24 protein-coding genes are annotated in these 22798 nt (G+C 65.1%); 10 read left to right on the forward strand and 14 right to left on the reverse strand.

The window, feature by feature from the left end; genetic code table 11:
- Nucleotide 1 precedes the first annotated feature (1 nt).
- Nucleotides 2-538 (reverse strand): CAP domain-containing protein, encoded by a 537-nt coding sequence (locus A6F65_RS08380; RefSeq protein WP_067787720.1) that lies wholly within the window; start codon nucleotides 536-538, stop codon nucleotides 2-4.
- 51 nt (nucleotides 539-589) lie between these two features.
- On the opposite strand from A6F65_RS08380, the gene hemW reads away from it, so the two are divergent.
- Together hemW and A6F65_RS08390 are read left to right on the forward strand one after the other, a co-directional pair.
- Nucleotides 590-1741: a radical SAM family heme chaperone HemW gene (hemW, locus tag A6F65_RS08385; protein ID WP_067787722.1), complete on the forward strand. Its 1152-nt coding sequence runs from the start codon at nucleotides 590-592 to the stop codon at nucleotides 1739-1741.
- Nucleotides 1738-2640 carry a tyrosine recombinase XerC gene (locus tag A6F65_RS08390; RefSeq protein ID WP_067787724.1) on the forward strand — a complete coding sequence of 301 codons (903 nt, stop codon included), beginning with the start codon at nucleotides 1738-1740 and terminating at the stop codon, nucleotides 2638-2640. Before hemW ends, A6F65_RS08390 begins: the two co-directional genes overlap by 4 nt.
- Here the strand turns inward: A6F65_RS08390 and A6F65_RS08395 are convergent.
- The 4 genes from A6F65_RS08395 to rsmI are packed head-to-tail and all read right to left on the reverse strand — an operon-like array spanning nucleotide 2637 to nucleotide 5435.
- Nucleotides 2637-3242 (reverse strand): DedA family protein, encoded by a 606-nt coding sequence (locus tag A6F65_RS08395; RefSeq protein WP_067787727.1) that lies wholly within the window; start codon nucleotides 3240-3242, stop codon nucleotides 2637-2639. The two genes, A6F65_RS08390 and A6F65_RS08395, sit on opposite strands and share 4 nt — an antisense overlap.
- Nucleotides 3243-3281: 39 nt before the next feature.
- The gene (gshB, locus tag A6F65_RS08400) at nucleotides 3282-4229 is read right to left on the reverse strand and encodes a glutathione synthase (RefSeq protein WP_067787729.1); all 948 of its coding nucleotides are present in this window, start codon (nucleotides 4227-4229) and stop codon (nucleotides 3282-3284) included.
- Between the two features lie 10 nt (nucleotides 4230-4239).
- Nucleotides 4240-4590: a YraN family protein gene (locus A6F65_RS08405; protein WP_067787736.1), complete on the reverse strand. Its 351-nt coding sequence runs from the start codon at nucleotides 4588-4590 to the stop codon at nucleotides 4240-4242.
- Nucleotides 4587-5435 carry a 16S rRNA (cytidine(1402)-2'-O)-methyltransferase gene (rsmI, locus tag A6F65_RS08410; RefSeq protein WP_067787738.1) on the reverse strand — a complete coding sequence of 283 codons (849 nt, stop codon included), beginning with the start codon at nucleotides 5433-5435 and terminating at the stop codon, nucleotides 4587-4589. The genes A6F65_RS08405 and rsmI overlap by 4 nt, the downstream gene beginning before the upstream one ends.
- Before the next feature lie 38 nt (nucleotides 5436-5473).
- Between rsmI and A6F65_RS08415 the strand changes: the two genes are divergently transcribed.
- Nucleotides 5474-6652 carry a penicillin-binding protein activator gene (locus A6F65_RS08415; RefSeq protein WP_067787740.1) on the forward strand — a complete coding sequence of 393 codons (1179 nt, stop codon included), beginning with the start codon at nucleotides 5474-5476 and terminating at the stop codon, nucleotides 6650-6652.
- Nucleotides 6653-6709: 57 nt separating this feature from the next.
- A complete protein-coding gene (gene parE / locus A6F65_RS08420; protein ID WP_067787742.1) occupies nucleotides 6710-8686 on the forward strand; it encodes a DNA topoisomerase IV subunit B in 1977 nt (658 codons plus the stop codon).
- Nucleotides 8687-8758: 72 nt separating this feature from the next.
- On the opposite strand, the gene A6F65_RS08425 is transcribed toward parE, so the two are convergent.
- Genes A6F65_RS08425 through A6F65_RS08440 form a run of 4 tightly spaced genes read right to left on the reverse strand, consistent with a single transcriptional unit; the run spans nucleotide 8759 to nucleotide 10426 of the window.
- On the reverse strand, nucleotides 8759-9148 hold the full coding sequence (locus tag A6F65_RS08425) for a hypothetical protein (RefSeq protein ID WP_067787744.1): 390 nt from the start codon (nucleotides 9146-9148) through the stop codon (nucleotides 8759-8761).
- A 59-nt stretch (nucleotides 9149-9207) separates the two neighbouring features.
- Nucleotides 9208-9600, reverse strand: a complete 393-nt coding sequence (locus A6F65_RS08430) for a hypothetical protein (protein WP_157093098.1) — start codon at nucleotides 9598-9600, stop codon at nucleotides 9208-9210.
- A gap of 22 nt (nucleotides 9601-9622) precedes the next feature.
- A complete protein-coding gene (locus tag A6F65_RS08435) occupies nucleotides 9623-10012 on the reverse strand; it encodes a hypothetical protein (RefSeq protein WP_067787752.1) in 390 nt (129 codons plus the stop codon).
- Between the two features lie 30 nt (nucleotides 10013-10042).
- On the reverse strand, nucleotides 10043-10426 hold the full coding sequence (locus A6F65_RS08440; protein ID WP_067787754.1) for a hypothetical protein: 384 nt from the start codon (nucleotides 10424-10426) through the stop codon (nucleotides 10043-10045).
- Nucleotides 10427-10738: 312 nt separating this feature from the next.
- On the opposite strand from A6F65_RS08440, the gene A6F65_RS08445 reads away from it, so the two are divergent.
- Nucleotides 10739-12076: a serine hydrolase gene (locus A6F65_RS08445; protein WP_067787756.1), complete on the forward strand. Its 1338-nt coding sequence runs from the start codon at nucleotides 10739-10741 to the stop codon at nucleotides 12074-12076.
- On the opposite strand, the gene A6F65_RS08450 is transcribed toward A6F65_RS08445, so the two are convergent.
- Both A6F65_RS08450 and A6F65_RS08455 read right to left on the reverse strand, forming a co-directional pair.
- Complete coding sequence (locus A6F65_RS08450; RefSeq protein WP_067787763.1) at nucleotides 12070-13269, reverse strand: exo-beta-N-acetylmuramidase NamZ family protein; 1200 nt, start codon at nucleotides 13267-13269, stop codon at nucleotides 12070-12072. The genes A6F65_RS08445 and A6F65_RS08450 overlap by 7 nt on opposite strands.
- Nucleotides 13266-13805, reverse strand: a complete 540-nt coding sequence (locus A6F65_RS08455) for a DOMON-like domain-containing protein (protein WP_067787765.1) — start codon at nucleotides 13803-13805, stop codon at nucleotides 13266-13268. Before A6F65_RS08455 ends, A6F65_RS08450 begins: the two co-directional genes overlap by 4 nt.
- 47 nt (nucleotides 13806-13852) lie before the next feature.
- Here A6F65_RS08455 and tyrS point away from each other — a divergent pair, with 47 nt between their 5' ends.
- From tyrS to cysK, 4 genes are all read left to right on the forward strand, one after another.
- On the forward strand, nucleotides 13853-15085 hold the full coding sequence (tyrS, locus tag A6F65_RS08460) for a tyrosine--tRNA ligase (RefSeq protein WP_067790340.1): 1233 nt from the start codon (nucleotides 13853-13855) through the stop codon (nucleotides 15083-15085).
- 85 nt (nucleotides 15086-15170) lie between these two features.
- Entirely contained in the window at nucleotides 15171-15512 is a 342-nt protein-coding gene (locus tag A6F65_RS08465) for a PilZ domain-containing protein (protein WP_067787769.1), read from the forward strand.
- Nucleotides 15513-15592: 80 nt separating this feature from the next.
- Nucleotides 15593-16885 carry an MFS transporter gene (locus tag A6F65_RS08470; RefSeq protein ID WP_067787771.1) on the forward strand — a complete coding sequence of 431 codons (1293 nt, stop codon included), beginning with the start codon at nucleotides 15593-15595 and terminating at the stop codon, nucleotides 16883-16885.
- Nucleotides 16882-17802, forward strand: coding sequence for a cysteine synthase A (gene cysK, locus A6F65_RS08475; protein WP_067787773.1), 921 nt, complete (start codon nucleotides 16882-16884; stop codon nucleotides 17800-17802). Before A6F65_RS08470 ends, cysK begins: the two co-directional genes overlap by 4 nt.
- Before the next feature lie 6 nt (nucleotides 17803-17808).
- Here the strand turns inward: cysK and hisI are convergent, their stop codons facing one another.
- Both hisI and A6F65_RS08485 read right to left on the reverse strand, forming a co-directional pair.
- Nucleotides 17809-18180, reverse strand: coding sequence for a phosphoribosyl-AMP cyclohydrolase (gene hisI, locus A6F65_RS08480; RefSeq protein ID WP_067787775.1), 372 nt, complete (start codon nucleotides 18178-18180; stop codon nucleotides 17809-17811).
- 355 nt (nucleotides 18181-18535) lie between these two features.
- Nucleotides 18536-19279, reverse strand: coding sequence for a ComF family protein (locus A6F65_RS08485; protein WP_067790344.1), 744 nt, complete (start codon nucleotides 19277-19279; stop codon nucleotides 18536-18538).
- Between the two features lie 53 nt (nucleotides 19280-19332).
- On the opposite strand from A6F65_RS08485, the gene A6F65_RS08490 reads away from it, so the two are divergent.
- Nucleotides 19333-20082 (forward strand): methyltransferase domain-containing protein, encoded by a 750-nt coding sequence (locus A6F65_RS08490; protein ID WP_067787777.1) that lies wholly within the window; start codon nucleotides 19333-19335, stop codon nucleotides 20080-20082.
- Between the two features lies 1 nt (nucleotide 20083).
- Here A6F65_RS08490 and ppdK read toward each other — a convergent pair whose 3' ends face one another.
- Entirely contained in the window at nucleotides 20084-22753 is a 2670-nt protein-coding gene (gene ppdK / locus A6F65_RS08495) for a pyruvate, phosphate dikinase (RefSeq protein ID WP_067790347.1), read from the reverse strand.
- Nucleotides 22754-22798 lie beyond the last annotated feature (45 nt).

The following is a 22798-nucleotide window of genomic DNA, read 5'->3' on the forward strand; positions in this document are numbered from 1 at the left end:
GTCAGCGGATTTCCCGCCCCATCACATTGCCTGCGGGCCAGTATCGGCACACCAGGAAATCGTTCACACGGCCCTTCGAGACTGCGCAGCCCACCTCTTCGGTCGTGGGCCAGATAATCTGCGTGTAATGGCCGACATCGGCCCATTTGCCGGTGGTCGAGACATTGGGGAATGTGCCGGGCTTGAACATGCGCCGCTCGTCCAGGAACAGGTCGATCATTTCTTCCGCCGAATAATATCCGGCGCTGCCCATCCACAGGTTCTCGCCCGCGCCGCCGCGCTGTTCGCGGTTGGCGTGCACCATCTTGCCGGTGCGCGCGAGGTGGTTGGCCCAGCCCTGTGCCTCGCCCGCCAGCTTCGCACTCCAGCTCAGGCGCTGCAGGCCCTTGCGGGCGCGTTCCTCGTTATGTTTCACCAAGAGCGTTTCGGCGAAACTGCGCGCACCGCGAGCCTCGGCCGCCGATGGCGCGGCGACCTGGATTGCGAGCGTGCTTGCGAATGCAGCTGCGACGGCTGCGATTATCGACCCCTTCGTCATGGGACGCGATATTGACTTTGCCCGCTTAACAGTCGCTGAAAGAAGCCGATCATGGCACGCGCACTCTACATCCACTGGCCGTTTTGCCTGAAGAAATGCCCCTATTGCGACTTCAACAGTCACGTCCGCAGCGATGTGGACGAAGCGCTGTGGAAGGACGCACTGCTGGCCGACATGCGCCACGAGGCAGGGCTAGCGGGCGGCGAGAGCCTGACGTCGATCTTCTTCGGGGGCGGAACGCCATCGCTGATGCCGGAGCCTCTGGTGGCGGCATTGCTGGCTGAGGCGGAGCGGCTGTGGGGCTTCGACCCCGATATCGAGATTACGCTTGAGGCCAATCCGACCAGTTTCGAGCGTGCCAAATTCGCAGGCTTTCGCGCAGCAGGCGTAAACCGCGTTTCCGTTGGCGTGCAGAGCCTGCGGCAGGAGGCGCTGCACTTCCTGGGCCGCGAACATTCCGTCGACGGGGCAAAGGCAGCAGTTGGCGAGGCGCTGGAACTGTTCGAGCGCGTGACCTTCGATCTGATCTATGCCCGGCCATCGCAGACCGAAGCGGAATGGGAAGCCGAACTGGCCGAGGCGCTGGCCTTCGGGACCGACCACCTCTCGCTTTACCAGCTGACCATCGAGCCTGGCACGCGTTTTGCGACCGATGTGCGCCAGCGCGCCTTCACCCCGCTCGAGGACGATCCGGCGGCGGATCTGTTCGAACTGACGCAGGCGATGACGCGGGGCGCCGGGATGCCGGCTTACGAGACCAGCAACCATGCGCGGCCCGGGCAGGAGAGCCGCCACAACCTGACGTACTGGCGATACCAGGATTATGCCGGGATCGGGCCAGGTGCACATGGACGGCGCGGCGGCATGGCAACCCAGCGGCACAAGAAGCCGGAGAACTGGCTCTCGGCAGTAGCACGCAACGGTCATGGGTTGCATGAAGAGCGAGCTCTCGTGGCGTCCGAAGCGGCGTCCGAGGCATTGCTGATGGGACTGCGGCTGGCGGAAGGTGTGGACCTTGCCGCGCTGTCCGCCCGCTTCAAGCGCACTCCGGATCAGCTCGTGGACACCGACGCGGCAACACGGCTCGGCGCGATGGGGCTGGTTGAGACCGATGGCGCGGTCCTGCGTGTTACGCCCGCGGGCCGCCCTGTGCTGGACGCCATCCTCGCCGAGATCGTCAGCGACGCGCTGGTCGCGGCATGACGGCGCCGGAAGGCCTGCTGCTGCAGTGGCGCGATCACCTGGCCACCAATCTCAGGCGATCGCCCCATACGGTCCGCGCCTATATGGCAGCGGCCAAGCGGCTGGTGAATGCCAGTGGCGCACAGGACTGGAATGCCCTTGCCGCACTGGGTGCACGGGACCTGCGCGGCCATCTTGCGTCGCGGCGCAGCGAGGGCCTGTCTAACGCCTCGGCAGCGTGCGAATTGTCGGCGCTGAAGGCCCTGCTCGCCTTCGCCCGCACGCAAACGGGGTCTCCCGACGCCCCGCCACCCCGCCTCAGGGGCCCGCGCCTCAAGAAGGGACTGCCCCGCCCCGTCACGCCCGACGATGCGGAGAATTTGGCGGACGGCGTTGCGGCCATGGCAAGGGAAGGCTGGATCGGCGCGCGCGACCGGGCCGTGCTGTACCTGCTCTATGGCGCCGGGCTGCGGATTGCGGAGGCGCTCTCGCTGACTGGTGCGGACGTGCCGCTGGGCGAAGTGCTGGTAGTTACCGGCAAGGGCCGCAAACAGCGGCAGGTCCCGATCCTGCCGCAAGTGCGCGAGGCGGTGGCGGAATACATCGCTGCAAGCCCATGGCCGCTGGACAAGGCGGAGCCGCTGTTCCGGGGCGCGAAGGGCGGCCCGCTCAACCCCGGCATGGTGCAAAAGGCGATGGCGCGCGCGCGCAAGGCCTTGGGCCTGCCCGACACTGCCACGCCGCATGCCCTGCGCCACAGCTTCGCCACGCACCTGCTGGGAGAAGGCGCGGACCTCCGGAGCCTGCAGGAACTGCTCGGCCATGCCAGCCTGGGCAGCACTCAAATTTATACGAAGGTGGACGCGAATACGCTGCTGGAGACATACCGCAGCGCCCATCCGCGCGAGGCGAAGGACTAACGCTCCGCCCGGGGTTTCCAAGTCAGGAGGCGCAGCAGATACGCCGCGACAGACAGCACGGCAATGGCGATGATCACGCCGCTGACGATATTGTCCGTCTCGTCGAAAGTGCGCGCCAGCCACTGCGTGCCCAGGATCAGCATGGCGTTCCAGACAGCCGCGCCCACGGCGGTGAAGATGGCGAATTTCCACGGGTTCATGTGCGAGAGGCCCGCCGGCAAAGAGATCATCGTCCGCATGATGGGGGTCGCGCGCAGCACCATGACCACCCAATGCCCGTGACGGCGGAAGAAGCTGCTTGCGCGCTCCACATCTTCCCATTCCATCGTCAGCCAGCGGCCGAAGCGGTCCACCAGCGGCCTCAGCCGGCGATAGCCGAACCGGTCGCCCACCCAGAACCAGGCATAATTGCCCACCAGCGTGCCGATCGTGCCGGCAATCATCACCGGCCAGAACTGCATGCTGCCCTTGTGGATGGCGAGCGCAGCGGACCCCATGATCGCTTCTGACGGCATGGGCGGAAAGATGTTTTCCAGCGCCATCAGCACGGCAATCCCGACATAGCCGAGCTGCTCCACAATGCTGACGATGATCTCATCCATGTGTCATGCAACGCGCAAAGCGCCGCGCCGGTCCGCGCGTCACAATTTCGCTTCGATCGCGTCCCAGATCATCGCGGGGATATCGGTGCCGTTGAAATTGTCGATCGCCACGATGCCGGTGGGGCTGGTGACGTTGATCTCGGTCAGCCATTCGCCGCCGATCACGTCGATACCAGTGAACAGCAGGCCGCGGCGCTTCAGGTCCGGGCCCATGGCCGCGCAGATCTCCTGCTCCCGCTCCGTCAGCTCCGCCGCTTCCGCATAGCCGCCCTGCGCGAGGTTGCTGCGAAACTCCCCCTCGCCCGGCTTGCGATTGATGGCGCCAACCACTTCGCCATCGACCAGCACGATGCGCTTGTCCCCCTTGGCCACCGTCGGCAGGAAAGCCTGCACCATATGCGGTTCGGGCCACGTGTTGTTGAACATCTCCATCAGCGCTGACAGGTTCTCGCCATCCTCGCCAACGCGGAAGATTGCCTTGCCGCCGTTGCCATGCAGCGGCTTGATCACGATGGCGCCGTGCCTCTGCTGGAAGGCGCGCACGTCCTCCAGCCTGCGGGCAATCATGGTGGGCGGCATGAAGCGGGCGTAATCCAGCACCAGCATCTTTTCCGGCGCATTCACCACCTCGCGCGGATCGTTCACGACCAGTGTCTTGCCCTGCAGCCTGTCGAGCAGGAAGGCGGCGGTGATGTAGCCCAGGTCGAAAGGCGGGTCCTGCCGCATAAGTATCACGTCGATATCTTCGGCGAGGTCCACGGGCGCGGCATCGCCCAGCCATTCAAAATGCGCGCCTTCTTCCCGCTTCACGGAGACTTCACGCGCCAGCGCCGTCAGCCTGTCATCTTCCCACGCCAGGGTCTTCACATCGTAATGGAACACGCGGTGCCCGCGCGCCTGTGCCGCCAGCATCAGCGCAAAGCTGGAATCCCCGGCGATATTGATGTCTTCGATCGGGTCCATCTGGACTGCGACGCGCAGGCTCATGCAAATTTCCTCAAGGTTGCCAGGCGTTCTCGATGTGGCGGGGCATGCTGCGCGGTGCAAGCAGGATTACATCGAGCCGGATATCCTCACCCTCCGTAGCATATTCATGCGCCACACATTCCACTGCTGCCGCAACACGCGACAGGCGGTATTCGTCGATGGCCGTATCGAGTGCCGCGGCCTTGGCGCGCCATTTCACCTCAATGAAGGCGACCAGCTTGCCGCGCTTCGCCACCAGGTCGATCTCGCCCGCCGGTGTCTTGCGCCTGCGGTCGAGAATGCGCCAACCCTTGGCCTGCAGCCACAGCGCAGCGCGCGTCTCGCCCGCACGGCCCGCACTTTCGGCCCGCTGACGCTTCATTCGCCGCGTATCTCCATGGCGCGGGCGTAAAGCTCCTTGCGGTCCAGCCCCGTGGCCTTGGCAACCTGTCCTGCGGCCTGTGAGGCTTTCATTGTCTCCAGCGCCTCGCGCAGCATGGCGTCCGCATTGCTGGCATCGGGCGCTTCTTCCGGCGGAGGCCCGACCAGCAGGACGATCTCGCCCTTGGGCGGATGCGCGGCGTAATACTCGGCCAGTTCCGATGCAGTTCCAGTGCGGCATTCCTCATGCAGCTTGGTCAGCTCCCGCGCGACGGCCACCTCGCGGCCCGGCAGCACCTGCTCGATGGCCGCGAGCGACTTTCCGAGCCGGGGTGCGGTCTCGAAGAACACCAGCGTGGTGCGCACCGTGCCCAGCTCCTCCAGCACATCGCGCCGCGCCTTGTCCTTGCTGGGCAGGAAGCCTGCGAACAGGAAGCGGTCATTGGGCAGGCCGGACAGCGTCAGCGCCGTCACCGGCGCGTTCGGGCCCGGCAGGCTGGTGACCGGTATGCCCGCCGCCCGTGCATCTATGGCGAGGCGATAGCCGGGATCGGACACCAGCGGCGTGCCGGCATCGGATACCAGCGCCACAGCCCGCTCCCGCATGCTGTCCACCAGCCTGGCCCGGTCATTGGGCGCGCTGTGATCGTCATAGCGCCACAGCGGCTTCGATATGCCCAGATGCCGCATCAGCTTGTGCGTGACGCGCGTGTCTTCGCAGGCAATTCCATCGCAGCGGGCCAGAACGTCCATCGCCCTGACGGTAATGTCGCCGAGATTGCCAATCGGCGTCGCCACGATATAAAGACCGGCTTCGAGCGGGGTGGGATCGGTATCGGTCTGCATCCGCCCGCTTGTGACCAATCATGACGGGAGCGGCAAGGATGTTGGGGTCGATCAAGCGCGTTTGTGTGATGGCGGGGGCGGCATTGCTGCTGGCCGGTTGCCAGGTCATCCCGGACAGCGGTACGCCACGCACCGTGCCGGAGCAGGCCGAGCCGGGGCCGCAGGGCCCTACTCCGCAACCCAGTGAAAGCGCCCTTCCCCAGGATCAGGAGCGCAATCGCGTCGCCTTGCTGGTGCCCCTAAGCGGCCCCAATGGCGCCGTGGGCCAGTCGATCGCCAACGCGACCACGATGGCGCTGCTGGATACCGGCGCAGATAACATCCGCCTGACGGTTTATGACACCGCAACCGGCGCGGGCACCGCTGCGGCAGAGGCAATTTCGGATGGCAACCGGCTGATCCTGGGCCCGCTGATGGCGGACAATGTCACCGCCGTGCTGGCGCAGGCCCGCCCTGCCGGCATCCCGCTGGTGACTTTCAGCAACGACAGCTCGGTCGCGACGCAGGATGTGTTCGTGATGGGCCACATCCCGGAACAGTCCGTGGCGCGTACGGTGGATTATGCCATCGCCGACGGGTCGCGGCGCTTTGCCGTGCTCGTTCCCGATGGCGAATATGGCCGCAGGGTCGAAATTGCGCTGGCCGACCGCGTCGCGGCAGCTGGCGGTACGCTGGTGGTGACCGAGCGCTATGACCGCGGCAATACCTCCATCATCAGCTCGGCAGAGCGCCTGCGCCAGCGCGGCGGCTTCGATACGGTGCTGATTGCGGATGGTGCGCGGCTGTCCGCCATGGCTGCGGGATCGCTGAAACCTGAAGGCGGCCCCCTCCCCGCCATCCTCGGCACGGAATTGTGGAGCGGCGAAGGCGATGTCACCCGCGCTTCCGCCCTGCGCGGCGCGCGTTTCTCAGCCGTGTCCGATGCCCGCTTCCGCCAGTTCACCACCTCCTACGAACAGCGCTTCGGCGAGACGCCATACCGCATCTCCACCCTGGGATACGATGCGGTCCTGCTGGTGCTGCGCATCAGCCGCGACTGGGAGGCCGGACGCCCCTTCCCCATCCGGCGCATGACGGACGATGGCGGTTTCCTGGGCCTGGACGGCGCCTTCCGCTTCCGCCGCGACGGCGTGGGCGAGCGTGCTTTCGAGGTCCGGCAGGTGGGCAATGGAACCGTCTCCGTCGTCTCGCCCGCACCCCAGCGTTTCGAGGACTGACGATAAAGCAGCGATACCGCTTGTGAGCGCCGGAATCCGGGGCCTATAGCCTTTGCCATGAGCGATGACCTGTTCAACGGCGCGCCCGCGACGGGCGGCGAATACGATTCTTCCTCCATCGAGGTGCTGGAGGGGCTGGAGCCCGTCCGCCGGCGCCCCGGCATGTATATCGGCGGCACGGACGACCGCGCCCTGCACCATCTCGCCGCAGAGGTGCTGGACAATGCGATGGACGAGGCTGTCGCCGGCCACGCGAACCGCATCGAGATGGAGCTGGAGGAAGGCAACCGCCTGACCATCACGGACAACGGCCGCGGCATCCCGGTGGATGAGCATCCCAAGTTCCCCGGCAAGTCCACGCTGGAAGTGATCCTGACCACGCTGCATTCCGGCGGCAAGTTCTCCGGCAAGGCATACGCCACAAGCGGCGGCCTGCACGGCGTCGGCGTGTCGGTCGTGAACGCGCTGTCCAGCCACACCCGCGTGGAAGTGGCGCGCAACAAGGAAGTTTACGCGCAGGAGTTCTCCAAGGGCCTGTCGCAGGGCAAGATCGAGAAGATCGGGACCACGCCCAACCGGCGCGGGACCTCCGTCACCTTCGTGCCGGATACCGAAATTTTCGGGGACCGCGCCTTCACGCCCAAGCGGTTGTTCAAGCTTGCCCGCTCCAAGGCATACCTGTTTGCCGGCGTGGAAATCCGCTGGAAATGCGCACCCTCCCTCGCCAGCGAGGATGTGCCGGAGGAAGCGGTGTTCCAGTTCCCCGGCGGACTGGCCGATCACCTGAAGGAACAGGTGGGATCGCGCGAATGCGTCACCACGGATTTCTTCGCTGGTACGCAGGACTTTGCGGACGACCAGGGCCGCGTGGAATGGGCGATCGCCTGGCCGCTATGGTCCGACGGTTCGACCAGCTGGTACTGTAACACCGTGCCCACGCCCGATGGCGGGACGCACGAACAGGGCCTGCGCGCGGCGCTCACCAAGGGCCTGCGCGCCTTTGGCGAGCTGGTCGGCCAGAAGAAAGCCGGCAGCCTGACGGCGGATGACGTGATGACCGGATCGGAAATCATGCTGAGCGTTTTCATCCGCGATCCGCAGTTCCAGAGCCAGACCAAGGACCGCCTCACCAGCCCGGAAGCCGCGCGACTGGTCGAGAATGCCGTGCGCGACCATTTCGATCATTTCCTGACCGACAATATGGAGCGTGGCCGCGCGCTGCTGGGTAGCGTGATGGAGCGCATGGATGAGCGCCTGAAGCGCAAGGCCGAGCGCGAGGTGAAGCGCAAGACCGCGACCAGTGCCAAGAAGCTGCGCCTGCCCGGCAAGCTGACCGATTGCACCGGAGAAGGTGACGGCGAGACCGAGCTGTTTATCGTCGAAGGCGACAGTGCAGGTGGCAGTGCCAAGCAGGCGCGCAACCGCAAGACGCAGGCGATCCTGCCGATCCGCGGCAAGATCCTGAACGTCGCCAGCGCAACGGCCGAGAAGATCCGCGCCAATTCCGAAATCGCGGACCTGACGCTCGCCATGGGCTGCGGAACGCGCAAGGACTGCGATCCGGAAAACCTACGCTACGACCGCATCGTCATCATGACCGACGCCGATGTCGACGGAGCGCATATCGCCACGCTTCTGATGACGTTCTTCTTCCAGGAAATGCCCGCGCTCGTGCGCGGCGGTCACCTCTATCTCGCGCAGCCACCGCTTTACCGCCTCACCGCAGGCAAGGAGAGCCGCTACGCGCAGGACGAGGCGCACCGCGAGGAACTGGAGCGGACGGTGTTCAAGGGCAAGAAGGTGGAAGTCAGCCGCTTCAAGGGCCTGGGCGAAATGAACCCCGGCCAGCTGCGCGAAACCACCATGAACCCAGAAAGCCGCAGCCTGGTGCGCATCACCCTGCCGGCGGAGAACGAGCAGCGTTTCGCGGTGAAGGAACTGGTCGACCAGCTGATGGGCCGCAATCCGGAACACCGCTTCAACTTCATCCAGAACCGCGCAGGCGAACTGGACCGCGACCTGATCGACGCCTGATCCGCAGCAGGAAACAAAAAAGGGCGGCGCGCCAACCGGCCCGCCGCCCCGTTACTGTCGCCTAAAGGACGCTCAGCTCTTCGGTAGGGCTTCGTAGGTTTCCTTGACCGTTGGCTCCAGCGCCTGACAAGTCTGCAGCAGGCCCACGATCGCCTTCTCGTCATCGATCATGTCGGTGACTTTCGCGACCGATGCCGTGCTGTCCGCCTTCACCGCCTCCATGTCCTTTAAATTGGCATAGCGCGAGGCTACCATCAGCCACATTACCGCCTTGTCATGCGCTTCCTGCTGGGCGGCCGGGTCGCTGCCATCGGACGCAAGGATAATCTCCACCGATCCGCAGTCCATCAGGACTTGGTATGTATCATCGCGTTCGCCGATACCGGCGGCGGCAATCACCGGCTGGAGTGCCAGCAGCATGGCGCAACCTGCTGCGGTCAATTTCGCTGTCGTCTTGATCATGGGATTCCCCTGTTGGCGGATGGAAAAAGGGCCGGGAAACGTCCCGGCCCTTCCTGCAATTACTTGCCGCTGTGGATGTCCATGACGACGTCTTCCATCTGGATACATTTGGTCAGCAGACCTTCCAGCTGGCTGTCGTCATCGGCCTGGACCCAGCCATTGATCTTGGTGATGGAGGCTGCCCCATCATCCTTCATCTTGTCCTTGTCGGCATCGCCATAGACCATGGCGACCTGCCAGAAGGCCACGGCCTTCTTTTCGTAATCGGCAGCCTCGGCCTCTTCCTTCGTTCCGGAAGATGCGAGGGCGTGCGCTGCACCGCAATCCACCAGCAGCTGGTAGACTTCGGGCTTCATTTCGCTGTCGCCATCCTGCGCTGCGACAGGCAGTGCGGTGGTGGCCAGCGCCATGCCGCCAAGGGCAAGCGCGCAGTTACGAATAATCGTCTTCATCGTCTTACTCCCCGGGGCCCGCTCAGGAGCCCATCTCGCCGTTGATCTTGGTAACCGTCTCTTCCATCCCTACGCAGCGCGAGATCAGGTCGGTAAGAGCCTTGTCGTCTGCCGAGCCGACCAGCGCGCCAACGCGCTCGATCGAGGCGTCCGTGTCGGTCTTCAGCTTATCCTGATCTGCCGAGCCATAGGCCTTGCCCACGCGCCAGAATGCGAGAGCCTTGGCCTCATACTCTTCAACTTCCGCGGCATCTTCGGTGCCGGTGGAGGCGAGCAGGTTCATCGTGCCGCAGTCCAGCAGGAGCTGGTACACTTCCGGCTTCATCTCGGTGTCCTGCGCAGCACCGGCCACGGGGGCCAGGCCGAGCGACAGTGCACCGATGGCGGCGAACGCTTTCTTGAATGTCTTCATTTTTGGTACCTTTCGCTTTGCTGCGGGAAATTACTTCGTGCCGAAATGCTCTTCGACGACCGGATAGATGCGCTCGCATTTGCCGAGCAACTCACCCAGCTGCGTGTCATCGTCGGACCGGGCATAGCCCATGATCTTCTCGGTGCTCTTGCCCATATCGCTGACCATGGTGTCGTTGTCCTTGCCACCAAAGCCCTTGGCTGCGCGAACGAAGGTGCCGCTGCGGGCTTCGTGCGTGGCGGCTTCCGGCTTGCCTTCATTGGCCTTCATCAGCAGGAATTCCACACTCGTGCAGTCCATCAGCAGGCCGTAGATTTCGTCTTCGGACATATCGGCCTGCTGCGCGTGCACAGGCATGGCCGTCCCGGCGAACATGGCGCCTGCAACCAGGGCAGTCGTGATCTTCTTGAACATATCGTTTTCTTTCGTCGTTCGCGGACAATCTGCCCGCCGCTTATCCCAGCCCGATGCGGATCGCGCCTTTCCAGGCGCGGCATCGGCGTTACATGATCAGGAAGGTCACGCAGTCTTGCCGTTTCCGACTTGCGAGGCCCGGGTCGTGGGCCGCCTGCTGTCCGTATTCCCCCGTCAATCGTCCGTTGCCATCCAACTTACAGCCAAATTCTTGCAAGGCCAGTGACGATCATCGTTAGGATTGCATCACCAGGCCCCAGGCTTTAGCCTTCAGACTAACTTGTTCATCTTTATGGGTCCGGAGCTGTCGAAATGCTGAACCGCTTGTTGTTTGCCGCCATGGCAGTGTTCGGGCTTGGTACTGCGCAGCCTGCCGCTGCCGGTCCGCAACAGGACGAGGTGGGTGAACAGGCGGAGGCGCTGTTGCAACAGCGCGGCGAGGATATCGCAGAGGTGCTGAAGGGCGAGATGCCCAGCGAGGAAGTCTTTTCCGAACGTTTCCTGCAGGCAGTACCCGAAGAACGCCTTGTCGGCCTGATCACGCAGCTGGAGACGCAGTTCGGTCCCTTCCAGGGCCTCCAGTCAGTCGAACCGACAGGCGCGGTGAGCGCGAACATAACGGTGCGGTTCGAGGGCGCGCTGGCGATGGGTGAGTTCGCGCTCAACCCGAAGGCCCCCTTCCTGGTCGAAGGGCTGAACCTGCGCGATTTCCAGCCGATCTCCGATAGCCCTGACAAGATCGTCGCAGACCTTGCCACCCTTCCTGGCGAGACCGGCATGCTCCTGGTCCGGCTTGACGATGGCGAGGTCTTGGTCAGCCACCAGCCCGACCAGCTCTTCGCGATCGGTTCGACCTTCAAGCTCTACATCCTGGGCGCGATAGGCCGGCAGGTCCGGGAAGGAGAGCTGTCATGGAGCGATATCGTCCCGCTGACCGAACGCAGTTTCCCGAGCGGCATGCTGCAGGACTGGCCGCAAGGCGCTCCGCTGACGGTGCAGACCCTGGCCAGCCTGATGATCTCCATCAGCGACAACACGGCGACCGACCAGCTGCTGATGCTGGCCGGGCGGGACGCGGTCGAGGCGGAGGTTGCCGCAAGCGGTCACGCCGATGCGGCAGCGACCCTTCCCTTCATCACGACCCGCGAGATGTTCGTGCTGAAGGCGAGCCCTGCCTCCATGGGCGAGGCCTACCTTGCCGCTGACATTCCGACGCGGCGCACCATGCTTGCCGCGCTGGATCTCGAATCGGTAGATATGGAGCAGGTGGCCACCACCTTTGCCGGAGCCCCGCGACTGATCGAACTGGAATGGCTGGCCAGCCCCGCCGATCTCGCGGCGCTGATGGCGCACCTTCGCGACATGGACGACCCGACGATCATGCAGGTGATGGCAATCAATCCAGGCATCACCGGGGAGAGCGCCGAGGGATTTGCCTACATCGGGTACAAGGGCGGGTCCGAGCCGGGCGTCCTCAACCAGACGTGGCTGCTGCAGACGAAGGACGGCGCCTGGTATGCGCTATCGACCAGCTGGAACAATCCGGACGAGAGCCTGGACAATAACGAGCTAATTATCCTGGCGCGGCGGGCGATGGGCCTGCTGTTGCCGGAGGCCGAAGCACCCGCCGAAGCGCCTGCGGATCAGTAAAGCAGCAGGTCCGACACTTCTTCGCGCCAGGCCGCTTCGTCCGGCGCCGTGCGGGCATCGAGGTCGGCAGGCGTGCTGGCGGGATCATCGACCCATTCGCGCAGCGCAGGGCCGCCGTTGATCACGTCGATGGCGAGCCGGTCGAACTCATACTCGTACGGAAAGTCCCGCCACAGCGGATAATCCGGATAGAGGTTGCGCACCGCCTTGAAAGCGAGCGCCTGCAAGCGCCACGGACGGAAGGCTGTGTGGTCGTAGAACGCGCCCTCCGCGTGGATCATCAGGCCATGACACAGTTCGCCCACATGCTTGTGGAAGGTGGGCAGGAACCAGCATTCGCGCAAAGCGCAACCGGCCAGCCATTCGGGCGCGATGCGCTGCATCTCTGCATGGACGGCATTCGCATCCACGTCCGGCGCGCCGAACAGGACCTCCAGCGGGCGGGTCGTGCCCCTACCCTCGCTCAGCGTCGCGCCTTCCAGCATCACCGTGCCGGCATAGGCGCGCGCCATGTTCACGCTGGCGGCGTTGGGTGAGGGATTGATCCAGATGCGATCGGTCGGCCAGCCAAAACCGGGGCCTGCTTCCGGCAGCCAGTCATGCATTTCGATGACGCGGTAATCGACGTCCAGCTTGAAGTGGCGGATGAACCAGTGGCCCATCTCGCCCAGCGTCAAGCCGTGCCGCATGGGCATGGGGCCGGCGCCGACGAAGCTTTCCTGCCCCGGCTCAAGCAACGTGCCTTCGACCGGGCGCCCCGCGGGGTTGGGGCGGTCGAGCACCCAGACGGTCTTCCCGTGCGCTGCAGCCGCTTCCAGCATGTAGAGCAGCGTGGTGACGAAGGTGTAGATGCGGCAGCCCAGGTCCTGCAGGTCGAAGAGGAAGACGTCCGCGCTCGACATCATCTGGCCGGACGGACGGCGAACCTCGCCATACAGGCTGAAGACGGGGATGCCGTAACGCGGATCCGACTCGTCCGGCGTTTCCTCCATATTGTCCTGCTTGTCCCCCTTTAGCCCGTGCTGCGGACCGAAGGCGGCGGTGATGTTGACGCCCGCCGCGATCAGCGCGTCCAGCGAATGGGTGAGGTCCGCCGTGACGGAGGCAGGATGGGCGACAAGCGCGACACGCTTGCCCTCCAGCGGAGCGCGCAACGCTGGGTCTACCAGCAGGCGATCGATACCGAATTTCATGGCGCTTCGCGTGCCGGAAGGCGCGCGGTGAAGCAAGCCGGATCATGGAAATCGGGGCTGTCGCCATGGTGGCACAGCGCCCAGAAGGATTTGATGCTGCCCTCCTCCACCATGACGGCGCTCAGGCCAATATCCGAAGCTCCGTCCGGCAGCGCGGCAACTGGCAGCGCCGCATCGAAGAAGGCGGCCTTGCCTCCGGCGCGCCACGTGCAGGCAGGCGCACGGGAGCGTACGCGCTGCCGCATCCCCTCGCGGGGTGCGGAAAAGTCGTAAACCGCCCATTGTCCCGACGGCGAGAAGTTGAATTCGGTATACTCCTCGCCCTCTCCATGGCGCACGAACATCTCGAAGCAGGTTCGCTGCCACAACCCGTCCGCGTGGCGGCGGGGCGCGAAGGGCGGAACCTTCACCTGAGCGGCATCGGAAAGGCGGAAGCGCAGGGTCAGCCAATGCTCGTGCCACCGCATGCTTGCCGACACGGCTGTAAGGGCCGAGGGCGCGTGCGCTGGATGATGGGCGAGTTCGTGCGTTTGCATTGCCCTTCCCCCATGCTAACCGCCGCGCTTCCATGCAAGAGAGCACGATGACCGATTACAAGTCCGACCTCCTCCGCCTGCTCGACGAGCGTGGCTACATCCACCAGGTGACCGATGCCGGCGCGCTGGACGCGCTGGCCGCGAAACAGGTGGTACCGGGCTATATCGGCTTCGATGCGACCGCGCCTTCGCTCCACATCGGCAGCCTGGTGCAGATCATGATGCTGCGCCGCCTGCAGCAGACGGGGCACAAGCCCATCGTGGTGATGGGCGGCGGGACGACCAAGATCGGCGATCCCAGCGGCAAGGACGAAAGCCGCAAGATGCTGACCGATGCCGATATCGACGCGAATATCGCAGGCATCCGCAAGGTGTTCGAGCGCATCCTGACCTTCGGTGATGGGCCGACCGATGCCATCATGGTGAACAATGACGAATGGCTGTCCGGCCTCGGCTACATCGAGTTGCTGCGCGATGTGGGCCCGCATTTCACCGTCAACCGCATGCTGACCTTCGAATCGGTCAAGCGCAGGCTGGACCGGGAACAGCCGCTGACGTTCCTCGAATTCAATTACATGATCCTGCAGGCTTACGACTTCCTGGAGCTGGCGCGTCGTGAGGATTGCCGCCTGCAGATGGGCGGCAGCGACCAGTGGGGCAATATCGTCAACGGCATGGAGCTTGGCCGCCGCAAGGACGGACACGAGCTGTTTGGCCTGACGACTGAGCTTCTCACCACCGCCGATGGCGCGAAGATGGGCAAGACGGCCGCGGGCGCCGTCTGGCTGAACGAGGAGCAGCTGCCGGATTACGATTTCTGGCAATATTGGCGCAATGTGGACGACCGCGACGTGGGCCGCTTCATGCGCCTGTTCACGGACCTGCCGCTGGACGAGATTGCCCGGCTGGAGGCGCTGGAAGGCAGCGCCATCAATGACGCCAAGGTCACGCTGGCGAACGAGGTCACCACGCTGGTGCGCGGCGCAGAAGCCGCTGCCGCTGCGGAAAAGACCGCATCGGAGACTTTCTCCGGTGGCGGCATGGGCGGGGACCTGCCCACGCTCGCGGTTCCGGCGGAGGGCATCCGCATTGGCGCGGCGTTGACGGAACTGGGCTTCACCGCTTCCAACAAGGAAGCGAAGCGCAAGATCGCGGAAGGCGCCGTGCGGCTGGACGATGCGGCCATTACAGATCCCGGCCATCTGGTGGAGCTGCCTGCCGGCACGGATGCGCGCCTCAGCCTAGGCAAGAAAAAGCACGCAATCCTGCGCGGCAGCTGAGGCCTAAGCGGGCGGGTTTACGCTTTCGCCATCTTTTGCCCGCATAACGTCCCTCCACGCCGCAATAACGGGAGGGTCGTGAGCTATGGTCGCATCCGGTGCGCAATTATCCGTAACTGACAAGCGTCGCGCTGCGCGTCACCCTGTCGATTACCCGGTTATCGGCGAACACCGCGATCGCGGTGACATCGACCTGCATATTTCCAACATCTCTGCACACGGCTTCCTGGTCGATGGCGGCGAGGACCTTGCCCGCGGCGACCGCGTGATCGTGCGCCTGCCGGTGGTGGGCCGGATCGAGGCCTATTGCATGTGGACCAGCGACAGCCGCCACGGAATGCAGTTCGAACGCATTATCCGGCTGGACGATTTCATGGCCATGATCGGCGAAATGCAGCCGAACCCGCGGCTGCGCAAACCGCGCTGAGCGGCCTTAGCCCGCACGAAATCCATAACTAAAGAATTGCTTGGCTTGGCGCGGCGCGCCCGGCCTGCCATGGCGCGTTCGTGAGCGAGGCGCCCCACCCCTTCCGCATCCACAATTTCCGCGCCTACTGGGCCGCGCGCCTGGCCATGACGCTGGCGCAATACGCCATGCTGCTGATCATCGGCTGGCAGACTTACAACCTTGCGCGTGACGGCGGGATGGGCATGGCGGAGGCTTCGGGCCAGCTCGCCTTGATCGGCCTGTTGCAATTCGTCCCGCTTTTCATCCTGACCCCGTTTTCGGGGCTCGCGGCGGACCGGTTCGACCGGCGCAACCTCTCACGCCTGACCATCGGCCTGCAGGGCCTGTGCGCCGTCGCACTGGCGGTTCTGACCTATCAGGGGCTGATCACGCTGCATGCGCTGTTCGCGATAGCGGTTGTGCTGGGTATTGCGCGTGCCTTCAACGGCCCGGCCCTGTCCTCTCTCGCGCCCAATCTCGTACCCAAGCCCGTACTGCCCAGCGCCATCGCGCTGTCTTCCATCGCGTGGCAGACCGGCATGATCGTGGGCCCGGCCATTGGCGGCATCCTGTACGATGTGCAGCCGCACCTGCCCTATGTCGCCGCGGCGGGGCTGTTCCTGCTATCCCTGCTGGGCGTCAGCCTGATCGGGAAGGTGCCGCAGCCACCGCGCAACCTGACGGAAAAGCCGATTGCGCAGGTGGTGGATGGCCTGCGCTACGTCTGGCGCAACAAGATGGTGCTGGGCTCCATCACGCTGGACCTGTTTGCCGTGTTCCTGGCCGGAGCAACCGCCCTTTTCCCGGTCTATGCGCGTGACATACTGGAGGTCGGCGCGACAGGCCTCAGCCAGCTGGCCGCCGCACCTGCCGTGGGTGCTGCGCTGACAGCGTTGTTTTTCTCCTTCCGTCCGCTGAAGACCAATGTCGGGCCCAAGATGCTGGGCGCGGTGGCGGTTTTCGGGCTGGCGACGGTGATCTTCGGCCTCTCGCGCTCCATGCCGCTCAGCCTGGCCATGCTGGTCATCGTGGGCGCGGCGGACATGTTCAGCGTGTATATCCGCCAGTCGCTGATCCAGCTGCACACCCCGGACGAGAAGCGCGGCCGCGTCACCAGCGTATCCATGCTGACCATCAGCGCCTCCAACGAATTTGGCGATTTCTTTTCCGGATCGCTCGCTTTCCTGTTCGGCCCGGTCATCGCCGTCGTATCGGGCGGGATCGGCGCCATCGCCACGGTTGCGCTGTGGAGCCGCATCTTCCCCGTCCTTCGCACCACGCGGACCTTTGACCCGCCTGATGAATTGGTTGAAGAAACACCCGACAGAAAATTGCAGGAGACGCTCCCATGAGAGCCGACAACGTCCTTTCCACCATCGGCAACACGCCGCACATCCGCCTGTCCAAGATGTTCCCCGACCACGAGGTATGGGTGAAGAGCGAGCGGGCCAATCCCGGCGGGTCGATCAAGGATCGCATCGCACTCGCCATGGTGGAGGATGCCGAGAAGTCCGGCGCGCTGAAGCCCGGCGGCACGATTATCGAGCCCACCAGTGGCAATACCGGCATCGGCCTCGCCATGGTTGCGGCGGTGAAGGGCTACAGACTGGTGCTGGTCATGCCGGAAAGCATGAGCCTGGAGCGCCGCCGCCTGATGCTGGCCTATGGCGCCAGCTTCGACCTGACCGACAAGGCCAAGGGCATGAAGGGCGCGATCGAGCGGGCGCAGGAGCTGGTGGAACAGGGCGACAATGCCTGGATGCCGAGCCAGTTCGACAACGAATCGAATTACAAGATCCACGTCCGCACCACGGCGCAGGAAATCCTGGAGGACTTCCGCGACGCGCCCATCGACGCGATGATCACGGGCGTGGGCACTGGCGGGCACCTGACCGGCTGTGCAGAGGAACTGAAGCGGCATTGGCCGGACATGCAGGCCTGGGGCGTGGAACCCGAAGCCTCACCCGTCATCAATGGCGGCCAGCCCGGCCCGCACCCCATCCAGGGTATCGGCGCGGGCTTCATTCCCGGCAACCTCCACACGCAAAGCATCGATGGTGCAATCAAGGTCGATGCGGAAGATGCGCGCGAGATGGCCCGCCGCTGCGCGCGCGAGGAAGGCCTGCTCGTCGGGATTTCCAGCGGTGCGACGCTGGCCGCTATCGCGCAGAAACTGCCGGACCTGCCCGCTGGCAGCCGTGTGATGGGCTTCAATTACGATACGGGCGAACGCTATCTCAGCGTGCCGGACTTCCTGCCGACCGAATGACCGGGCTCAACCGCCGGTGACCGGCTCCAGCCCGTCATCGGTGAGCCGGCGATAGAAGCAGCTGCGCGCGCCGGTGTGACAGGCAGGGCCGGCAGGCTCAGCTTTCAGGATCAGCGCATCCTGGTCGCAATCGACGAGGATCTCGCGCACCTCCAGCACATTGCCGGAGCTTTCGCCCTTCATCCATTGCGACTGCCGGCTGCGCGAATAGAAATGCGCGCGGCCGGTCTCGCGGGTCATCGCCAGCGCCTCGGCATTCATATGCGCGAGCATCAGGATCTCGCCCGTCCGGTGATGCTGCACCACCGCGGTCAGCAACCCGTTCGCGTCGAATTTGGGAAGGAAGGCTGTGCCGCTTTCCCGATCTTGCCCGTCCATGTCCCGAAACTTCTCCTGCGTGGCTGCCCTTGTGCCGGGAGCGCAACATCTTGTTGCACGATAACCACATGCGCCGCCCAAAATCCACCCGTGGTGTTATCGCCTCTTCCAACAACTCCCGCTCGGTGGAAGAAAGCCCTCGATGGCTTTGACGGGCTGTCACCCACCCGGGCAGCGATGCCAGGGTTCAGGGGGTCTCGGACCGGGGAAAACCCGGACGGAACATGAGGGTTTGGGCCCTTGCATCGGCTGTAGGGGGACGATGCAGATGGCGCCGCGCGCCGGCCCAATAAAATCGTCACGCTAACGCCCGGGCCGTGTGCCCGGGCGTTTTGCTTTCGGGCTTCCGGAATTGTCAGAGCGCCTCGTCCAGCACCCGGCTGAAGCACCCGATCACCACCTTCGCCGCGCCCGCTTTCTTCAGCGCCTTCACGCAGGCATCGCTGGTCGCGCCGCTCGTCATGACGTCGTCCACAAGCAACACCTGCGCGCCCTTCACCGCGTCACGGCGGCGCGGCGTTACCCGTATGGCCCCGGCCAGCGTCTTGCGGCGCTGGGTTCGGCCTAGGCCGCCAAGCGAGGGGGTCTGCCGCGTGCGCTGCAAGCCATCGAGCAGCGGTGTGACAGGGGCAATCTTCGCCAGCTCCCGCGCAATCAGGGCCGACTGGTTGAAGCCGCGCTTCCACAGGCGCCAGCGATGCAGCGGCACGGGAACGGCCAGCCACTCTCCATCAAGCTGCGGCAGGCGCGCCGCAATCAGTCGCGCCAGCATCGGGGCGAGCGCGATGCGGCGGCCATGCTTGTAGGACAGGACGATCTGCCGCGCGGCGTCGTTGTAAATCGTACCCGCCGCGATCCCGTCATGCCGCGGCGGCGACTGCAGGCAGGCGGCGCAGGTCAGGCCATCCTCGAGATCGCTAGGCAAGGGCCGCTGGCACGCCTTGCAGCTAGGTTCCGCAGGGATCACCAGCCCGCCCCAGCAGGGCACGCAGAGCCCGCGCTGGTCAGCAATCCCGTCACCGCACAGCGGGCAGCGCGGCGGATAGACCAGGTCCACGACCGGGGCCGTAGCCTCTGCAATGCGCGCGCCCAATTTCATCGCGCCACCCTGCATGGCTTGCGCAGGCAGGACAAGCACGGCAGTGGGCGGCGATGGACCAGACGCCTCCGAAGATCTTCGACCGCCAGCGGGCTGCCGCAAAATGGGCCCGCTCGCGCAGCCGCCTGGCCAGCGAGGATGCCGCGCATTATTTGCTCGAGGCGATGGCGCGTGACGTGCTGGAGCGGCTCGACTTCATGCAGTTCGAGCCTGAGACCGCGCTCGTCGTTGGGGACCATGACGGCACCCTGCGCGAGGGGCTGGCCGTGCAGCAGAGCATGCTTGGCGAACTGGGCGAGTTCGATGAGGAGCAGCCCGGCGCACAGGACGCCTTCGACCTGATCGTCCACCTGCTGGGCCTGGGACACGTCAACGACCTGCCCGGCGCACTGCTGCATGCCCACCGCGCGCTAAAACCCGGCGGCCTGTTCATGGCGGCTTTCCCCGGCGCGGGCAGCCTGCCGGTGCTGCGGGACCTGGCCATGATCGCCGATGGCGAGCGCCCCGCCCCGCGCATGCATCCGCTGGTGGACAATCGCGCTGCGACCGGACTGCTGGAGCGCGGCGGCTTCGCGCGGCAGGTGGTGGACACCTTCCCGGTCCGTGTGCGCTATTCCTCGCTCAGCCGCCTTGTTGAAGACCTGCGCGACCAAGGGCTGACCCGCGCGCTGACGGCCCCTGCCCCGCCGCTCAGGCGCTCAGGCTGGGCCAAGGCGGAGGCGGAGTTCGACAAGCGCCGCGACGATGACGGCAAGGTCACCGAGACTTTCGAGATACTGGTGCTGACCGGCTGGAAAGCCTGACTTATTCCGCCGAAAGGCTCGCCTGCGCTGCGGCCAGCCTGGCGATTGGCACGCGGTAGGGGCTGGCGCTGACGTAATCGAGACCGGTTTCCTCGCAGAAGCGGATGCTGGCGGGGTCGCCGCCATGCTCGCCGCAGATGCCCAGCTTTATGTCGGCGCGCGTCTCGCGCCCGCGCTCCACACCCATCCGGACCAGCTGGCCCACACCATCGACGTCGATGCTGACGAAGGGATCGCGGGCGAAGATGCCCTTCTCCACATAGGGCCCCAGGAAGCGCGAGGCATCGTCCCTCGAAACGCCCAGAGTCGTCTGCGTCAAGTCATTGGTTCCAAAGGAGAAGAACGTCGCTTCATGCGCAATTTCGCCGGCCATCAGGGCTGCGCGCGGAAGTTCGATCATCGTGCCGACAAGGTAATCCACCCGGGCATCGCGCTCGGAAAACACCTCTTCCGCCACACGCTCGACCAGTTCGCGCAGGATGGCGAGTTCCTTGCGGGTGCCGACCAGCGGGATCATCACTTCGGGCACCACGGGCTCGCCGCTTTCGGCGGCGACCTCGCAGGCTGCCTCGAAGATCGCGCGGGCCTGCATTTCGTAGATTTCGGGATAGGTGATGCCGAGGCGGCAGCCACGATGGCCGAGCATCGGGTTGAATTCGTGCAATTCGTTGGCGCGGCGCTTCAGCCGGTCGATATCCAGCCCCGTCGTCTCGGCCAATTCGGCAAACTCTGCATCGCCATGCGGCAGGAATTCATGGAGCGGCGGGTCGAGCAGGCGGATGGTGCACGGCAGGCCGGCCATAACCTCGAAAATCTCGCGGAAATCCTTGCGCTGTTCGGGAAGCAGCTTGGCCAGCGCCTCGCGGCGGCCCTCTTCCTTCTCCGCCAGGATCATCTGGCGCACGGCGCTGATGCGGCCGGCATCGAAGAACATGTGCTCCGTGCGGCAGAGGCCAATGCCCTCCGCACCGAACTGGCGCGCCATGCGACAATCCTGCGGGGTCTCGGCATTCGTGCGCACGCCCATGCGGCGGTGGCCGTCTGCCCATTCCATCAGCACGCCGAAATCTCCGGCCAGCTCCGGCTCTATCCGGGCGACTTCGCCCAGCATGATTTCGCCGGTGGAGCCGTCGAGCGTGATGACCTCGCCCTCGGCCAGGTCGCGCCCGCCGATGCGGACGGTGCGCGCGCCCATGTCGATGGAGACGCCCGCCGCGCCGGAGACGCAGGGGCGGCCCATGCCGCGTGCCACCACGGCGGCGTGTGACGTCATGCCGCCACGCGCAGTTAATATGCCCTTGGCGGCGTGCATGCCGTGAATGTCTTCCGGGCTGGTTTCGACGCGCACCAGGATGACGGCATCGCCCTTCTCCGCGCGGGCTTCCGCCGTATCGGCGTCCAGAACAATCGCGCCGCTGGCCGCGCCCGGGCTGGCGGGCAGGCCCACGCCCAGCACGTCGCGCGGGGCATCGGGATCGAGCGTGGGGTGAAGCAGCTGGTCCAGCGCCATGGGATCGACGCGCAGGATGGCGGTCTTCTCGTCGATCAGGCCTTCGCCGACCATGTCGACAGCCATCTTCAGCGCCGCCTTGGCCGTGCGCTTGCCGCTACGGGTCTGCAGCATCCACAGCTTGCCCTGCTGCACGGTGAACTCGATGTCCTGCATGTCGCGGTAATGCCGCTCCAGCAGGTCGAACACGCGGGCGAGCTCTCCGTAAGCCTCGGGCATGGCTTCTTCCATGCTCGGCTTGTCCGCGCCCGCCGCCTCGCGTGCGGTGCGGGTGAGGTATTGCGGCGTGCGAATGCCGGCGACCACGTCCTCGCCCTGCGCGTTGACCAGCCATTCGCCGTAATAGGCGCGCTCGCCAGTGCTGGGATCGCGGGTGAAGGCGACGCCGGTGGCGCTGCTGTCCCCCATATTGCCGAAGACCATGGCCTGCACGTTCACCGCCGTGCCCCAGTCGGCCGGGATGTCGTTGAGGCGGCGATAGACCTTGGCGCGCTCGCTGTCCCAGCTGTCGAAAACGGCGCGGATGGCGCCCCACAGCTGCTCGTTCACATCCTGCGGGAAAGGCGCGCCGCGCTCCTGCTCCACGATTGCCTTGTATTCGGTGACGAGGTCGCGCAGCTCCTCGGCCGAGAGATCGGTGTCGGAGGCGTAAAAATTCGCGTCCTTGGCAATATCCAGCGCTTCCTCGAACAGGCCGTGGTCCAGGCCCAGCACCACATCGGAATACATCTGGATGAAGCGGCGGTAGCTGTCCCAGGCGAAACGCTCATCGCCGGAGGTTGCCGCAAGGCCCTGCACCGTATCGTCATTGAGGCCCAGGTTCAGCACCGTATCCATCATGCCGGGCATGGACACCCGCGCGCCGGAGCGGACCGACACGAGCAGGGGATCGGCGTTATTTCCGAAAGACTTGCCCACGGTTTCTTCCACATGCTCGAGGGCATCGGAGACCGCGCTGCGCAGCACGTCGGAGAAATCCGCCCCGCCGCGCAGGTAGCTCACGCATTCCTCGGTCGTGATGGTAAAGCCCGGGGGCACCGGCAGGCCGATGCTGGCCATTTCCGCCAGATTCGCGCCCTTGCCGCCGGCGACGGTCTTGTCCTTCTGCCGCGGATCCGAATGGTCCGCATTGCCGCCGAATTTATAGACCGTCTGTGTCATCATGTCCCTCGGAAACGATTTGGCGCCGGATGCCGGAGGTTTGCC

It is taken from the genome of Paraurantiacibacter namhicola (assembly GCF_001687545.1).
Classification (GTDB): Bacteria; Pseudomonadota; Alphaproteobacteria; order Sphingomonadales; family Sphingomonadaceae; genus Paraurantiacibacter; species Paraurantiacibacter namhicola.

Excerpts from the sequence above, each read along its gene's own strand:
- A6F65_RS08380 (WP_067787720.1), bottom strand. The coding sequence starts at position 538 with ATGACGAAGGGGTCGATAATCGCAGCCGTCGCAGCTGCATTCGCAAGC.
- hemW (WP_067787722.1), top strand. The coding sequence starts at position 590 with ATGGCACGCGCACTCTACATCCACTGGCCGTTTTGCCTGAAGAAATGC.
- A6F65_RS08390 (WP_067787724.1), top strand. The coding sequence starts at position 1,738 with ATGACGGCGCCGGAAGGCCTGCTGCTGCAGTGGCGCGATCACCTGGCC.
- A6F65_RS08395 (WP_067787727.1), bottom strand. The coding sequence starts at position 3,242 with ATGGATGAGATCATCGTCAGCATTGTGGAGCAGCTCGGCTATGTCGGG.
- gshB (WP_067787729.1), bottom strand. The coding sequence starts at position 4,229 with ATGAGCCTGCGCGTCGCAGTCCAGATGGACCCGATCGAAGACATCAAT.
- A6F65_RS08405 (WP_067787736.1), bottom strand. The coding sequence starts at position 4,590 with ATGAAGCGTCAGCGGGCCGAAAGTGCGGGCCGTGCGGGCGAGACGCGC.
- rsmI (WP_067787738.1), bottom strand. The coding sequence starts at position 5,435 with ATGCAGACCGATACCGATCCCACCCCGCTCGAAGCCGGTCTTTATATC.
- A6F65_RS08415 (WP_067787740.1), top strand. The coding sequence starts at position 5,474 with ATGTTGGGGTCGATCAAGCGCGTTTGTGTGATGGCGGGGGCGGCATTG.
- parE (WP_067787742.1), top strand. The coding sequence starts at position 6,710 with ATGAGCGATGACCTGTTCAACGGCGCGCCCGCGACGGGCGGCGAATAC.
- A6F65_RS08425 (WP_067787744.1), bottom strand. The coding sequence starts at position 9,148 with ATGATCAAGACGACAGCGAAATTGACCGCAGCAGGTTGCGCCATGCTG.
- A6F65_RS08430 (WP_157093098.1), bottom strand. The coding sequence starts at position 9,600 with ATGAAGACGATTATTCGTAACTGCGCGCTTGCCCTTGGCGGCATGGCG.
- A6F65_RS08435 (WP_067787752.1), bottom strand. The coding sequence starts at position 10,012 with ATGAAGACATTCAAGAAAGCGTTCGCCGCCATCGGTGCACTGTCGCTC.
- A6F65_RS08440 (WP_067787754.1), bottom strand. The coding sequence starts at position 10,426 with ATGTTCAAGAAGATCACGACTGCCCTGGTTGCAGGCGCCATGTTCGCC.
- A6F65_RS08445 (WP_067787756.1), top strand. The coding sequence starts at position 10,739 with ATGCTGAACCGCTTGTTGTTTGCCGCCATGGCAGTGTTCGGGCTTGGT.
- A6F65_RS08450 (WP_067787763.1), bottom strand. The coding sequence starts at position 13,269 with ATGAAATTCGGTATCGATCGCCTGCTGGTAGACCCAGCGTTGCGCGCT.
- A6F65_RS08455 (WP_067787765.1), bottom strand. The coding sequence starts at position 13,805 with ATGCAAACGCACGAACTCGCCCATCATCCAGCGCACGCGCCCTCGGCC.
- tyrS (WP_067790340.1), top strand. The coding sequence starts at position 13,853 with ATGACCGATTACAAGTCCGACCTCCTCCGCCTGCTCGACGAGCGTGGC.
- A6F65_RS08465 (WP_067787769.1), top strand. The coding sequence starts at position 15,171 with ATGGTCGCATCCGGTGCGCAATTATCCGTAACTGACAAGCGTCGCGCT.
- cysK (WP_067787773.1), top strand. The coding sequence starts at position 16,882 with ATGAGAGCCGACAACGTCCTTTCCACCATCGGCAACACGCCGCACATC.
- hisI (WP_067787775.1), bottom strand. The coding sequence starts at position 18,180 with ATGGACGGGCAAGATCGGGAAAGCGGCACAGCCTTCCTTCCCAAATTC.
- A6F65_RS08485 (WP_067790344.1), bottom strand. The coding sequence starts at position 19,279 with ATGAAATTGGGCGCGCGCATTGCAGAGGCTACGGCCCCGGTCGTGGAC.
- A6F65_RS08490 (WP_067787777.1), top strand. The coding sequence starts at position 19,333 with ATGGACCAGACGCCTCCGAAGATCTTCGACCGCCAGCGGGCTGCCGCA.
- ppdK (WP_067790347.1), bottom strand. The coding sequence starts at position 22,753 with ATGACACAGACGGTCTATAAATTCGGCGGCAATGCGGACCATTCGGAT.